Origin of the sequence: Zophobihabitans entericus, from assembly GCF_011745665.1 — a bacterium.
In the GTDB taxonomy this organism is placed as follows: Bacteria; Pseudomonadota; Gammaproteobacteria; order Enterobacterales; family Orbaceae; genus Zophobihabitans; species Zophobihabitans entericus.
The window spans coordinates 801578-815245 of sequence record NZ_CP050253.1; the positions used below are offsets into that span (position 1 = coordinate 801578).

Below are 13668 nucleotides of genomic sequence, written 5' to 3' on the forward strand. Positions count from 1 at the left end.
ATGACTGATATATTCTCATCACTTTTAGCTGCACCACATTGGGTATTTATCTCCCTTGGTGGTGTGCTACTTATCGTTGAATTACTGGGTACTGGCGGGTATTCCCTCTGGAGCGGTATTTCTGCGGTTCTGGTTGGTGTAATTGCCTGGCTATTTCCTGCGTTTTCGTGGATCGTTTTATGGATTCTGTTTGCTGTTTTCACGTTAATCACTGCGTATGTCTGGTGGTTATGGATGAAGAAGCACGGCGATAAATCAGTTAAAAGCCAGTTAAACCAACCAAGAAATGAACTGATTGGCGTTAAAACAGTGGTTGTCAGCGCTATTATCAACGGTTCTGGTCGGGTTAAAATTAAAGATGGCAGCTGGTCTGCAACCAGTTCACACGATCTGTCTCTGGGTACTAAGGTTATCGTTACAGACGTTGATGGATTGATACTGACTGTTGAGAAAATCGAGCAGTAGTAAAAAAAGGGCTGAATAAGCCCTTTTGTATTTAAGTTGGTCTATTTTTTGCATATTTTTGTTGTTTCATGTGAGTATACGTTTAGTCGTATTACTTAGTTTAGTTGTCTTGGGTGGTACATAAAAGTTGTTCCCATTACTTAACTCACTTATAAATGGAGTCGAAAAGTTATGAATAGTCTGAAAAAGTACAAGCGCAAGATAATGCTTGGTGCAGGGTTACTGGGATTAGTTGCAACGACAAGCGTGTCAGCAAATACGCTTGTTTATTGTGCGGAGGCATCACCAGAAAATTTTAACCCGCAGGTTGTAACCAGCGGTATCTCAATGGATGCAGGTGCTGTACCGGTTTATAACCGTTTAGTTGAATTTAAATTAGGTACCACTGAAATTGAGCCGGGTCTGGCACAATCCTGGGAAATCAGCGAAGATGGTAAACACTATACTTTCCATCTGCGTGATGGGGTAAAATGGCATACCTCGCGTGATTTTAAACCAACACGTGACATGAATGCTGATGACGTGATTTTCTCGTTCATGCGTCAAAAAGATGAAAATCATCCTTACAATAAAGTCTCTGGTGGTAACTACGCTTACTTCACCAGTATGGGGATGGATAAGTTAATTGAGAGCATCGAAAAGATCGATGATAAAACCGTAAGATTTAACTTAATCCAGCCAGAAGCACCATTCCTTGCGAATATGGCGATGGCCTTTGCTTCAATCTTCTCCGCTGAATATGCTGATCAAATGTTAAAAGCAGGAACACCAGAGAAATTTGACCTGCAACCTATTGGTACTGGTCCGTTCCAGTTTATGCAATATCAAAAAGATTCCCGTATTTTATATCGTGCATTTACTGATTACTGGGGACCTAAAGCACAAATTGAGCGTTTAGTCTTCACTATCACACCTGACCCGGCAGTACGTTTTGCTAAGCTGCAAAAAGGTGAATGTCAGGCGATGCCTTATCCAAATCTTGCTGATGTACAACGCATGAAAGCGGATAACAATATCGATGTTCATGAAATGTCTGGTTTAAACATCGGTTACTTATCATTTAATATCGAAAAACCACCTTTAGATAATTTAAAAGTGCGTGAAGCATTATCTGTCGCTGTGAATAAAGCTGCGATCATCGATGCAGTATTCCAGGGTGCAGCACAACCAGCAACTAACTTTATTCCTCCATCAATGTGGGGCTATAACAACGATATCGTTGACCGTCCTTATGATGTAGAAAAAGCTAAGGAGCTATTAAAAGAAGCGGGCTTTGAAAAAGGCTTTACTATCGATTTATGGGCAATGCCAGTTCAACGTCCTTACAACCCAAATGCGCGTCGTATGGCTGAGATGATTCAGGCTGACTGGGCAAAAATTGGTGTAACAGCTAAGATCGTCAGCTATGAGTGGGGTGAGTATTTATCCCGTATCCGTCGTGGTGAGCACCAAACCGTGCTTATGGGCTGGTCAGGGGATAATGGTGACCCGGATAACTTCTACAGTATTTTAATGAGCTGCGATGCGATTACGGCAGGAACTAACTACTCTCGTTGGTGCTATGAGCCGTTTGATAAACTACTACAACAAGCACGTGTCGAGTCAAATCATGATCGTCGTGTAGAGCTTTATAAACAAGCTCAGGTTGAGATGTTTAATCAGGCACCTGCGCTGATGATTGCTCACTCAATGGTGTATATGCCAGTACGTAAAGATGTTCAGGGCTATATCATGGACCCATTAGCGTTACATAATTTCAATCGCGTTACGATGAAATAACTGTGAATTAATCACTGACATGGAAAGTTCTAAGCTAATCACTTAGAACTTTCCTGTATTTTACCAATTGTTGTTATTAAAAATTATAAAAAATCTCTAACCTGTTTTAAATAAATCGGTTAGCAATGATGAGATAAACGAGCATGTTTCAATTTATTCTCAAACGGTTTGGTCTGATTATTCCTACGTTTATTGGAATTACTTTACTGACCTTTGCTTTTATACATCTGATTCCTGGTGATCCAATTTTGGTTCTCGTTGGCGAACGAGGAGTATCTCCAGAGCGTCATGCAATGCTTATGACGCAGCTTGGTTTAGATAAACCACTTTACGTACAATATTTTGACTATCTCTATAACGTACTACATGGCGATTTAGGGAAGTCTTTCAAAAGCCAGATCCCAGTGTGGGAAGAGTTTGTTCCACGTTTTAAAGCAACACTTGAACTGGGTGTTAGTGCAATGATCTTTGCTCTTTCGATCGGGATTCCAGTTGGCGTGCTGGCGGCAGTAAAACGTGGCTCTATTTTTGATCATACCGCAATTGGTATTTCACTGACTGGTTACTCCATGCCGATCTTCTGGTGGGGGATGATGCTGATTACTTTAGTTTCCGTTCATCTTAATTTAACGCCAGTTTCAGGTCGTATCAGTGATACCGTATTTTTGGATGACATGATGCCACTCACTGGTTTTATGTTGATTGATACTTTTATCTGGGGTGAGCCGGGCGACTTTACCGATGCGGTGCAACACCTTATTTTGCCAGCCATTGTCCTTGGGACTATTCCGCTGGCGGTTATTGTGCGTATGACACGCTCCTCAATGCTTGAAGTGTTAAGTGAAGATTATATTCGTACCGCTCGTGCCAAAGGTTTAAGTCGTATTCGTATTATTGTGGTGCATGCGCTGCGTAATGCCATGATTCCTGTTGTGACAGTGATTGGTTTACAGGTCGGTTCACTGCTTGCTGGGGCGATTTTAACTGAGACGATTTTCTCATGGCCTGGCGTTGGTCGCTGGATGATTGAAGCACTACAAAGACGTGACTATCCGGTTGTACAGGGTGGTGTGCTCTTGATTGCTTCGTTGATTATTTTGGTCAACTTAATCGTTGATTTACTGTATGGCGTGATTAATCCGCGTATTAGACATAAGAAATAAGAGAAATTTATCATGTCTGAAGAAATAACTTTAGCTGCGCCAAAGCCACTGACACCACTGCAAGAGTTCTGGTTCTATTTTAAACAGAATAAAGGTGCAGTCGTTGGTTTGGTGTATATAATTTTTGTGTTACTGATGGCACTGGGCGCTGATTTTGTAGCACCTCATTTACCATCAGAACAATTCCGTGATTCACTCCTTGCTCCACCGGTTTGGATGGACGGTGGTAGCTGGCAATTCATTTTAGGTACTGATGACGTTGGTCGCGATATTCTTTCCCGTTTAATTTACGGTGCTCGTTTATCGCTGCTGGTAGGTTGCTTAGTCGTTATTATTTCACTCATTCTTGGTATTACACTAGGTTTGATTGCCGGTTATGTTGGTGGGGCTTTAGATGCACTCATTATGCGTCTGGTCGATATTATGCTGGCATTACCAAGTTTGTTATTGGCGCTTGTTCTGGTCGCTATTTTTGGTCCGTCGATTGTCAATGCCTCTATGGCCTTGGCTTTTGTTGCATTACCTCACTATATTCGTTTAACGCGTGCAGCGACATTATCCGAAGTCGGTCGTGATTATGTTGTTGCCTCCCGTGTTGCCGGGGCTGGCAAGTTCCGCCAAATGTTTATCAATATCTTACCTAACTGTTTAGCGCCGTTGATTGTTCAGGCGTCCTTAGGTTTTTCTAATGCGATTCTTGATATGGCAGCACTTGGCTTCTTAGGTATGGGGGCTCAGCCGCCAACACCTGAGTGGGGTACTATGCTGGCTGATGTGCTGCAATATGCGCAATCTGCCTGGTGGGTAGTTGCATTCCCGGGTATTGCCATTCTTCTGACGGTACTGGCATTTAACTTAATGGGTGATGGTTTGCGTGATGCGCTTGATCCTAAACTAAAACAATAATGGGGGGAGAGCATAATGGCATTATTAAATGTGAATGAACTCTCTGTTCATTTTGGTTCCGGAGCACATCCGTTCCGTGCGGTTGATCGGATTAGTTATCAGGTTAATCAGGGTGAAGTGGTTGGTATTGTTGGTGAATCAGGTTCTGGTAAATCAGTCAGTTCACTGGCGATTATGGGACTTATCGATTATCCGGGTAAAGTGATGGCGCAAGGTCTCTATTTTAATGATAAAGATCTACAGAAGATTTCTGAAAAAGAACGTCGTCGCTTAGTGGGGTCAGAAGTGGCGATGATCTTTCAGGATCCAATGACCAGCTTAAATCCTTGTTACACCGTTGAATTCCAGATTATGGAAGCGTTAAAAGTGCACCAGGGGGGCAGTAAAAAAGCCTTACGTGCACGCACTATTGAGCTACTTGAGCAGGTTGGTATTCCTGACCCAGAATCTCGTTTAAAAGTTTATCCGCACCAGTTATCTGGTGGTATGAGTCAACGCGTAATGATTGCAATGGCGATTGCCTGTAAGCCAAAACTGCTGATTGCTGATGAACCAACGACAGCGCTGGATGTAACCATTCAGGGACAAATTATCGAACTACTTCTGGCACTACAAAAACAAGAGAATATGGGGTTAATTCTGATTACCCATGATCTGGCTCTTGTTGCTGAAGCGGCCCAAAAAATTATCGTGATGTATGCAGGACAAGTGGTTGAGACGGGTGATGCGTCAGAAATTTTTAAATTCCCTCGTCATCCTTATACTCAGGCACTGCTGCGTTCTCTGCCTGAATTCACTCAGGATAAAGAGCGTTTAGCGTCACTGCCGGGTGTGGTGCCAGGTAAATATGACCGTCCACAAGGTTGTTTGCTCAATCCTCGTTGTCCGTATGCGACAGAACATTGTCGCAAGGAAGAGCCACCACTCAAAGGTGAAATTGGACGTCAGGTAAAATGTCATACACCATTAGATGATGAAGGGAGACCAGTGCATGAGTAACAAGCAAACCTCAGATATCTTGCTTGATGCACGAGATCTGAAAAAATATTATCAGGCGAAGTCCGGACTATTTGCTCCCAAGAAATTTGTTAAAGCGGTGGATGGCGTTTCGTTTACCTTAGAAAAGGGTAAAACGCTGGCGATTGTGGGTGAATCAGGTTGTGGTAAATCGACTCTTGGTCGTTTGCTGACCATGATTGAAACACCGACCGAAGGACAAATTTACTACAAAGGCGAGGACTTACTCACCCATACGGCAGAGCAGCAAAAGCTACGTCGCCAAAAGATTCAGATTGTATTTCAAAATCCATATTCTTCGCTTAATCCAAGAAAGAAAGTCGGTACGATTTTAGAAGAGCCACTGCTCATCAATACTGATTTAACCAAAGATGAACGTAAAGCCAAAGTGTTGTCGATGATGGCGAAAGTAGGCCTGAAAGAGGAATTCTACAGCCGCTATCCCCATATGTTCTCTGGTGGTCAGCGTCAGCGTATTGCGATTGCACGTGGACTAATGCTTGATCCTGATATTGTGGTGGCCGATGAACCGGTTTCTGCACTGGATGTTTCTGTGCGTGCTCAGGTGCTAAACCTGATGATGGATCTGCAGGAAGAGATGGGACTGTCTTATGTCTTCATCTCTCATGATTTATCAGTCGTTGAACATTTAGCTGATGATGTGATGGTGATGTATTTAGGCCGCTGCGTTGAATACGGTACAAAAGAAATGATCTTTAATAATCCACTGCATCCGTATACTCAGGCACTCTTGTCAGCAACACCAAGGCTAACGCCAGAGCTGCGCCGTGAACGCATTAAGCTGGAAGGAGAACTACCAAGCCCGCTGAATCCTCCTGTTGGTTGTGCGTTTAATGCGCGTTGTCGTTTTGCTTTTGATCGCTGCTGTAAAGAGCAACCACATCTTATCAATTATGATAAACATGATGTAGCGTGTTTTTATGTGGATGAGAAAAAAGGTTAATAGGCTATAAAATACAAAGCCCTGATTATTAAACATAATCAGGGCTTTTTGTTATTAATTAACTTTGTAAATTAATCGCGGAAGTTATTAAACTGGAAAGGCTGACCAAGTTCACCGTTTTTGACGAGCGCCATCACCGCCTGTAAATCATCTCTGGATTTACCCGTTACGCGCACTTGTTCGCCCTGAATTTGAGCCTGAACTTTAAGTTTGCTGTCTTTGATCAGTTTAACGATTTTCTTTGATAACTCTTTATCAATTCCTTGTTTTAGTTTGACCACAACACTATAAGTTTTACCACTATGCTCAAAGTTTTCTGGAATTTCTAGTGCTCCGCCATCAATCCCACGTTTAGCCAGTTTTTCTCTTAGCATATCCAGTAATTGGTTGAGCTGAAAGTCAGAAATTGTGGTCGCTTTAATCGTTTCTTCTTTTTCGTTAAGTTCAAAGCTGGCTTCAATGTTACGAAAGTCAAAACGTGTTGAAAGTTCACGTGTCGCGTTTTCAACGCCATTACGTACTTCCGGCATATTAATTTCAGAGACAATATCAAAAGATGGCATGGTATTCCCCTTATTTACAGATAAAAACAAACTTCATCAAACAGTGTCTGATGAAGTCTTTAACAGATAATTGCGATAATTATTGAATATGATAGTCGATTTTACTCGTCAATGGTACGTAATAATTCATTGATGCCTACTTTTCCGCGTGTTTTAGCATCTACTTTTTTCACGATTACTGCGCAATATAAGCTGTATGAACCATCTTTGGACGGAAGATTACCAGAAACGACCACCGATCCGGCTGGTACGCGTCCGTAATGAATTTCACCAGTTGTACGATCATAAATACGAGTACTTTGACCAATAAAGACACCCATGGAAATCACTGAGCCTTCTTCCACAATCACACCTTCAACCACTTCTGAACGTGCGCCGATGAAGCAGTTATCTTCAATAATGGTTGGATTGGCTTGTAATGGTTCAAGTACGCCACCGATACCAACGCCACCTGATAAGTGCACGTTTTTACCAATTTGAGCACAAGAACCAACAGTCACCCAGGTATCAACCATTGTGCCTTCATCAACGTAAGCGCCAATATTGACATAAGAGGGCATCAGTACGGTATTGCGGGCAACATAGGCACCCTGACGGGCGATGGCTGATGGAACTACGCGGAAGCCTTCACGCTGAAAACGTGCTTCATCATAGTCAGCAAATTTTAATGGTACTTTATCGTAGTAATTAGTTTCACAACCGTCGATCAGTTTGTTCTCATTAATTCTAAAAGAGAGTAACACAGCCTTTTTAAGCCATTGATGGGTGATCCATTCTCCATTAATTTTTTCTGCAACCCGTTTCTTACCACTGTCCAGTAACATAACAGCTTGTTGTACAGCGTCGCGAGTAGCTGCATCAACATTGTTTGGGGTAATTTCGGCACGGCGTTCAAATGCCGCTTCAATGATTGCTTGTAAGTGTTGCATGATATGGCCTTATAACTATTAACTAGGGTTTATCAGTATAGTCTAAAGTTTTTTGGTTTTTAAGGATTTATTCCGGTTCTGTCATTGTTTTCTCTAATCAATGCCCCTAGAATATAAAATTATTTTATTATTAATCTACTCATATATTGGCTGAGGTTTTTGTGGATAAATCGTCGATTTCACAAATTGTGACTGAATTGAGAACGATTCAGGATTTTGTTCGTTGGACTGTTTCTGAATTTAATCAATCAGATATTTATTATGGACATGGCACAGATAACGCGTGGGATGAAGCGGTTCAGTTGGTACTTCCAACCATCTATTTACCCATTGAAGTGCCTCAGGAAATCTATGGAGCAGCACTCACTACACCTGAAAAACATCTGATTATTAAACGTGTTATCGCACGTATTGAACATCACACGCCAACACCATATTTAACCAATAAAGCATGGTTTTGTGGCCATGAGTTTTATGTTGATGAACGAGTTCTGATTCCTCGTTCACCAATTGGTGAACTGATTAATCAGCATTTTGAAGGTCTGATTGACGCTGAACCAAAGCATATTTTAGATCTCTGTACCGGTAGCGGTTGTATCGGTATTGCCTGTGCGCATGAGTTCCCGATGGCTGAAGTTGATGTGGTTGATATCTCTGAAGAAGCACTTGAAGTGGCAGAAATTAATATCAATGCTCATCAATTGCAACACCGCGTGATCCCAATTCGTTCCGATCTGTTTAATGATATGCCGGCAGTGAAATATGATGTTATCGTATGTAATCCGCCTTATGTCGATCAGGAAGATATGAGCGATCTGCCAGCAGAATTTGCATCAGAACCAAAACTGGCGCTGGAAGCAGGGATCGATGGTCTGGATTTAGTACGCCGTATTTTAGCCCATGCTGCTGATTATCTGTCAGACGAAGGTATTTTAATTTGTGAAGTGGGTAATAGCGCTATTGCACTTGAACACGAATATCCAAATATTCCGTTCCTGTGGATCGAGTTTGAGAACGGTGGTGATGGCGTATTTGTATTGACAAAACAACAACTTAGCGAATATTGTTAAATTTATAACTAATTGATTTATTTGAAGAAATTTTATAGGTGGAGACATGGCAGGAAATAGCATCGGCAAACTTTTCAAAGTCACAACATTTGGTGAATCTCATGGTGTGGCGCTTGGTTGCATTGTAGATGGTGTTCCGCCGGGACTCACTCTGTCAGAACAAGATTTACAACATGATCTTGATCGCCGTCGTCCGGGTTCTTCCCGTTATACAACGCAGCGCCGTGAACCTGATGAAGTGAAGATTTTATCAGGCGTATTTGAAGGTAAAACGACCGGAACAAGTATTGGTTTGTTGATTGAAAACACTGATCAGCGTTCTCAGGATTATAGCCACGTTAAGGATCTGTTTCGTCCAAGTCATGCCGATTATACCTATCAGCAAAAATACGGTATTCGGGATTATCGTGGTGGTGGTCGCTCTTCCGCTCGTGAAACAGCGATGCGTGTTGCCGCAGGTGCGATTGCTAAAGCCTATTTACGTGAGCATTCAGGTATTACGGTACGTGCTTATCTGGCGCAAATGGGGTCGATCGTTTGTGAACTCAAAGACTGGCAGCAAGTAGAGCAAAATCCGTTCTTCTGCCCGGATGAAAGTAAGCTGGAAGCCTTAGATGCTTTAATCCGAGATCTGAAAAAAGCCGGCGATTCGGTCGGTGCTAAAATTGTGGTGGTAGCAGAAAACGTTCCGGTTGGTCTTGGTGAGCCGGTGTTTGATCGCTTAGATGCTGATTTAGCTCATGCACTGATGAGTATTAATGCAGTAAAAGGCGTAGAAATTGGTGATGGTTTTGCTGTCGTGAGTAAACGCGGTAGTGAAAATCGTGACGAGATGACATCGCAAGGTTTTAAATCTAATCATGCCGGCGGGATTTTAGGTGGTATTAGTTCCGGGCAAACGATTATTGCCAGCATCGCCTTGAAGCCAACGCCAAGTATTGCCACAGCTGGTCAGACAATTAATACTGCTGGTGAAACGATCGAAGTTGAAACTCACGGTCGTCACGATCCTTGTGTTGGACTACGTGCTGTTCCTATTGCCGAAGCGATGACTGCGATTGTGCTTATGGATCATCTGCTGCGTCAACGCGCGCAGTGTGGTGAACAACAGCCTCATGCCTACTTTAAGTAACGATGATGAACGCAGCGAGATATGACGGTTTATTTGTTGCGATATTTCTTATCGTACTAATCTATGTGATGGTGATCGTCGATAGAAAATATCTGAATCGCAGCATTAGCCGTTTGTTTGGTAATCAGAAGTTTAGGATTATACTGGCTGCTATTATTCTGATTTGTATGTTCTTTTTTGCTAAAGGGCGCTATTCAGGCGTATTCTTTCTCATTTAGGCGTGTTTTTAAAATCGTTAATTCTAAAATTATTGAGTTCAATAAGCAGGTAGTCCATGGATATGGCCATTGGTTATGAATTAGTTGCGATCCTCTTTTGTGTGGCTATTTTAGCCGGTTTTATCGATGCTATCGCGGGCGGCGGCGGACTGTTAACTCTACCAGTGCTGCTGGCTGTTGGACTTCCTCCTGCACAGGCACTGGCGACGAATAAATTACAAAGTTGTGGTGGTTCATTTTCTGCCAGTCTGTACTTTGTACAAAAACGTGCGGTAAGCCTTAAAGAACAACGACTCTCTATTTTATTAACCTTTCTTGGTGCTAGTGCCGGTACGCTGTTAATTCTTTTCCTGCAGGCTGATTTTCTGCGCTTGCTATTACCTGTGTTAACCATTTGTGTTGGTCTCTATTTTTTATTAACCCCAACTTTGGGTGAGAAAGATAAACATCGTCGTTTGTCAGAAACGCATTTTGCGATTTTCTGCGCCATGCTGATTGGTTTTTATGATGGCTTTTTTGGCCCCGGTGCAGGCTCTTTCTATGCACTGGCTTATGTAACTATTGCCGGGTTTAACCTGGCTAAAGCAACTGCTCACGCTAAAGTACTTAACTTTACGTCCAATCTGGCAGCGCTGCTGTTTTTTATCGTTGGTGGTAAAGTGCTTTGGACGGTTGGTCTGGTTATGCTGACCGGGCAGTTTATCGGTGCCAGACTAGGGGCTAAAATGGTCTTGTCAAAAGGTAAAAAACTGATTCGCCCGATGCTGATTATTGTATCTACTATTATGAGTATTAAGCTCATTTATGAGAACTACTTCTGACAGTTCTCATCGTTTACTCAATATCTTATTATTGCTAGTTAGTATTAATATTGCTTATTTTCTGAAAATATTAATAGATATCTTTATCTATATTAAATTGAATATTATGTATAAAGTAATGAATTATAGGCTGTTATTATTTTAGATTAAATATTATATAGATATCGCTTGAAATAACTGACTAATTTAGTAGGATATAAAGCGGTTAAATTCGATAATAATGTGTGTGCATGAGGAGCAAAAATGTTTAAAAAAGATATGAGTATTGCCGATTATGATGTTGATTTATGGAATGCAATTGAAGGTGAAGCAAAGCGTCAGGAAGAACATATTGAATTGATTGCTTCAGAAAACTATACCAGCCCTCGCGTTATGCAAGCACAAGGTTCCCAACTTACCAATAAATATGCAGAAGGTTATCCGGGTAAACGTTACTACGGCGGTTGTGAATACGTTGATATCGTAGAACAACTGGCGATTGACCGCGCTAAAGAATTATTCGGTGCAGATTATGCTAACGTGCAACCGCACTCAGGTTCTCAGGCAAACTTCGCTGTTTACACTGCATTATTACAACCAGGTGATACCGTTCTTGGCATGAATCTGGCACAAGGTGGACACTTAACTCATGGCTCTCCGGTTAACTTTTCGGGTAAACTTTATAATATCGTTCCTTATGGTTTAGATGATCGTGGTCATATTGACTATAACGATATTGCGCAGCAAGCTAAAAAACATCAACCAAAAATGATTATCGGTGGTTTCTCCGCTTATTCTGGTGTAGTTGACTGGGCGAAGATGCGTGAAATTGCTGACAGCATTGGTGCTTATCTATTTGTGGATATGGCGCACGTGGCTGGTCTTGTCGCTGCTGGTGTGTATCCAAACCCGGTTCCTCATGCGCATGTTGTAACAACGACGACACATAAAACTTTAGGTGGTCCACGTGGTGGTATCATCCTCGCTAAAGGCGGCAGTGAAGAGTTATATAAGAAGTTTAACTCAGCAGTCTTCCCGGGTGCACAAGGTGGACCATTAATGCACGTTATTGCGGGTAAAGCTGTCGCACTAAAAGAAGCGATGGAACCCGCTTATAAAACTTACCAACAACAAGTGGTTAAAAACGCTAAAGCGATGGTAGAAGTGCTTATTCAGCGCGGTTATAAAATTGTGTCTGGTGGTACAGATAACCATTTATTTTTAGTGAATTTAGTTGATAAAGGGATTACCGGTAAAGAAGCTGATGCAGCACTTGGTCGTGCTAATATCACCGTCAACAAAAATAGCGTACCAAATGATCCACAAAGTCCGTTCATTACCTCTGGTGTGCGTATTGGTTCACCGGCTATCACTCGTCGTGGCTTTAAAGAAGCTGAAGCGAAAGAATTGGCAGGCTGGATTTGTGACGTGCTTGACCATATCAAAGATGAATCAGTGATTGATGCAACTAAGAAAAAGGTGCTGGATATCTGTCGTCGTTTCCCGGTTTATGGTTAATAGCATTTAAATTGATAAGATGGCGGTTAATCCGCCATTTTTTATGTCTGAAATATACCTCCACCTGATATTTTCTGATCTTGAGACAGGTGATTTGTAACGATGACTAGCACTTTTATGATGTGCTATAGTATGTGTAATTAACCTTATTACGAGACAGAACATGTCGGTTGAAATCGAACTCAAATTTAGTGTTACTGATGCCGTTATTCACAAGTTACCTGCTTTTTTTGCTCAGTATCCGGTCAAACAAGAACAATCCCTCTATCTGCTAAATACCTATTATGAGACGAAAGATCTCTATTTACGCTCTCACGGTTGTGGTTTACGTTTAAGAGGATTCGGTGAAAGTACGAACAAGCTCAGCTATGAAATCACTATGAAGCGGGAAGGGCAGTCTATTGGTGGTTTGCATCAACGGCAAGAATTTAATGCAGTTTCAACCAGTGAGTTAGATATTTCCCGTTTGCCTATGGCGGCCTTTCCTGATGGTACTGATTTAGTAAAATTACAGCAGGCTCTGACTGCGTTATTTACCACACATTTTCAGCGTCATATCTGGCTGGTGCAGTTTAATGATAGTGAAATAGAAGTGGCACTGGATAGAGGGGAGGTGGCAACAGCTCATAACGCGATGCCAATCAAAGAACTTGAGCTGGAACTTAAATATGGCAATGAACAGGATCTGTTTGAGTTCGCAATTCAGCTTTGTCCACTGGGTGTTCGCCTTGCTGCACAAAGTAAAGCTGCCAGAGGTTATCGTTTAGTCGCCAATAAAGTGTTAACTATGCAGGTACTGCCTCAGCTACCATCGTTTATCCCGACTAGCCAACAATGGCTCAGTCATCTGCAAACTATTGTGGCTGTCTGGCAAAATAATGAAGAGTTTGCTCTGGAAAATAATCAACTTTCATTATTGTCACAAACCTTGCTAGAACTGGTTGCTCAATTACAAACAATAGTTCCTCAGCTTAGTCATTTGAATCCAGCAGTACAGTGTGTGCCGCTAATCTCTGCAATTGACTGGATTGAGCAAGCTGAGAGTGTGGAGCAACTGGCTTATTCACCAAACAGTTCTGCGCTTAAACTTTATCTGACTAAATCAGTGTTTGATTTATCAAAAGCGTCATAGCTGGTCAGTCAT

At 41.9% G+C, this 13668-nt stretch carries 14 protein-coding genes; 12 read left to right on the forward strand and 2 right to left on the reverse strand.

Annotation, left to right across the window (positions count from 1 at the left end):
* The 6 genes from IPMB12_RS03655 to IPMB12_RS03680 all read left to right on the forward strand — a co-directional run bounded on the left by IPMB12_RS03655 (nucleotide 1) and on the right by IPMB12_RS03680 (nucleotide 6294).
* Complete coding sequence (locus tag IPMB12_RS03655) at nucleotides 1–465, forward strand: NfeD family protein (RefSeq protein WP_166915051.1); 465 nt, start codon at nucleotides 1–3, stop codon at nucleotides 463–465.
* Between the two features lie 171 nt (nucleotides 466–636).
* Entirely contained in the window at nucleotides 637–2244 is a 1608-nt protein-coding gene (locus IPMB12_RS03660; RefSeq protein WP_166915053.1) for an ABC transporter substrate-binding protein, read from the forward strand.
* Nucleotides 2245–2387: 143 nt separating this feature from the next.
* Nucleotides 2388–3407 (forward strand): dipeptide ABC transporter permease DppB, encoded by a 1020-nt coding sequence (gene dppB / locus IPMB12_RS03665; protein ID WP_166915055.1) that lies wholly within the window; start codon nucleotides 2388–2390, stop codon nucleotides 3405–3407.
* 12 nt (nucleotides 3408–3419) lie between these two features.
* Nucleotides 3420–4313, forward strand: coding sequence for a dipeptide ABC transporter permease DppC (gene dppC / locus IPMB12_RS03670; protein WP_166915057.1), 894 nt, complete (start codon nucleotides 3420–3422; stop codon nucleotides 4311–4313).
* Nucleotides 4314–4328: 15 nt separating this feature from the next.
* A complete protein-coding gene (gene dppD / locus IPMB12_RS03675) occupies nucleotides 4329–5312 on the forward strand; it encodes a dipeptide ABC transporter ATP-binding protein (RefSeq protein ID WP_166915059.1) in 984 nt (327 codons plus the stop codon).
* Nucleotides 5305–6294 (forward strand): peptide ABC transporter ATP-binding protein, encoded by a 990-nt coding sequence (locus IPMB12_RS03680; protein WP_166915061.1) that lies wholly within the window; start codon nucleotides 5305–5307, stop codon nucleotides 6292–6294. The genes dppD and IPMB12_RS03680 overlap by 8 nt, the downstream gene beginning before the upstream one ends.
* Nucleotides 6295–6365: 71 nt before the next feature.
* Here IPMB12_RS03680 and IPMB12_RS03685 read toward each other — a convergent pair whose 3' ends face one another.
* Both IPMB12_RS03685 and dapD read right to left on the reverse strand, forming a co-directional pair.
* Entirely contained in the window at nucleotides 6366–6857 is a 492-nt protein-coding gene (locus tag IPMB12_RS03685; RefSeq protein WP_166915063.1) for a YajQ family cyclic di-GMP-binding protein, read from the reverse strand.
* A gap of 101 nt (nucleotides 6858–6958) precedes the next feature.
* The gene (gene dapD, locus IPMB12_RS03690) at nucleotides 6959–7786 is read right to left on the reverse strand and encodes a 2,3,4,5-tetrahydropyridine-2,6-dicarboxylate N-succinyltransferase (RefSeq protein WP_166915065.1); all 828 of its coding nucleotides are present in this window, start codon (nucleotides 7784–7786) and stop codon (nucleotides 6959–6961) included.
* Between the two features lie 161 nt (nucleotides 7787–7947).
* On the opposite strand from dapD, the gene prmB reads away from it, so the two are divergent.
* The 6 genes from prmB (at nucleotide 7948) to IPMB12_RS03720 (ending at nucleotide 13656) form a co-directional block, all read left to right on the forward strand.
* Complete coding sequence (gene prmB / locus IPMB12_RS03695) at nucleotides 7948–8856, forward strand: 50S ribosomal protein L3 N(5)-glutamine methyltransferase (RefSeq protein ID WP_166915067.1); 909 nt, start codon at nucleotides 7948–7950, stop codon at nucleotides 8854–8856.
* Nucleotides 8857–8902: 46 nt separating this feature from the next.
* Nucleotides 8903–9988: a chorismate synthase gene (gene aroC / locus IPMB12_RS03700; protein WP_166915069.1), complete on the forward strand. Its 1086-nt coding sequence runs from the start codon at nucleotides 8903–8905 to the stop codon at nucleotides 9986–9988.
* Nucleotides 9989–9990: 2 nt separating this feature from the next.
* Nucleotides 9991–10206, forward strand: coding sequence for a hypothetical protein (locus tag IPMB12_RS03705; RefSeq protein WP_166915071.1), 216 nt, complete (start codon nucleotides 9991–9993; stop codon nucleotides 10204–10206).
* Nucleotides 10207–10262: 56 nt separating this feature from the next.
* Nucleotides 10263–11027, forward strand: a complete 765-nt coding sequence (locus IPMB12_RS03710; RefSeq protein ID WP_166915073.1) for a TSUP family transporter — start codon at nucleotides 10263–10265, stop codon at nucleotides 11025–11027.
* A 243-nt stretch (nucleotides 11028–11270) separates the two neighbouring features.
* Nucleotides 11271–12524 carry a serine hydroxymethyltransferase gene (gene glyA, locus IPMB12_RS03715; RefSeq protein ID WP_166915076.1) on the forward strand — a complete coding sequence of 418 codons (1254 nt, stop codon included), beginning with the start codon at nucleotides 11271–11273 and terminating at the stop codon, nucleotides 12522–12524.
* A 163-nt stretch (nucleotides 12525–12687) separates the two neighbouring features.
* Nucleotides 12688–13656, forward strand: a complete 969-nt coding sequence (locus IPMB12_RS03720; RefSeq protein ID WP_166915078.1) for a CYTH domain-containing protein — start codon at nucleotides 12688–12690, stop codon at nucleotides 13654–13656.
* The last annotated feature ends 12 nt before the right edge of the window (nucleotides 13657–13668 follow it).

Excerpts from the sequence above, each read along its gene's own strand:
- IPMB12_RS03655 (WP_166915051.1), top strand. The coding sequence starts at position 1 with ATGACTGATATATTCTCATCACTTTTAGCTGCACCACATTGGGTATTT.
- IPMB12_RS03660 (WP_166915053.1), top strand. The coding sequence starts at position 637 with ATGAATAGTCTGAAAAAGTACAAGCGCAAGATAATGCTTGGTGCAGGG.
- dppB (WP_166915055.1), top strand. The coding sequence starts at position 2,388 with ATGTTTCAATTTATTCTCAAACGGTTTGGTCTGATTATTCCTACGTTT.
- dppC (WP_166915057.1), top strand. The coding sequence starts at position 3,420 with ATGTCTGAAGAAATAACTTTAGCTGCGCCAAAGCCACTGACACCACTG.
- dppD (WP_166915059.1), top strand. The coding sequence starts at position 4,329 with ATGGCATTATTAAATGTGAATGAACTCTCTGTTCATTTTGGTTCCGGA.
- IPMB12_RS03680 (WP_166915061.1), top strand. The coding sequence starts at position 5,305 with ATGAGTAACAAGCAAACCTCAGATATCTTGCTTGATGCACGAGATCTG.
- IPMB12_RS03685 (WP_166915063.1), bottom strand. The coding sequence starts at position 6,857 with ATGCCATCTTTTGATATTGTCTCTGAAATTAATATGCCGGAAGTACGT.
- dapD (WP_166915065.1), bottom strand. The coding sequence starts at position 7,786 with ATGCAACACTTACAAGCAATCATTGAAGCGGCATTTGAACGCCGTGCC.
- aroC (WP_166915069.1), top strand. The coding sequence starts at position 8,903 with ATGGCAGGAAATAGCATCGGCAAACTTTTCAAAGTCACAACATTTGGT.
- IPMB12_RS03705 (WP_166915071.1), top strand. The coding sequence starts at position 9,991 with ATGATGAACGCAGCGAGATATGACGGTTTATTTGTTGCGATATTTCTT.
- IPMB12_RS03710 (WP_166915073.1), top strand. The coding sequence starts at position 10,263 with ATGGATATGGCCATTGGTTATGAATTAGTTGCGATCCTCTTTTGTGTG.
- glyA (WP_166915076.1), top strand. The coding sequence starts at position 11,271 with ATGTTTAAAAAAGATATGAGTATTGCCGATTATGATGTTGATTTATGG.
- IPMB12_RS03720 (WP_166915078.1), top strand. The coding sequence starts at position 12,688 with ATGTCGGTTGAAATCGAACTCAAATTTAGTGTTACTGATGCCGTTATT.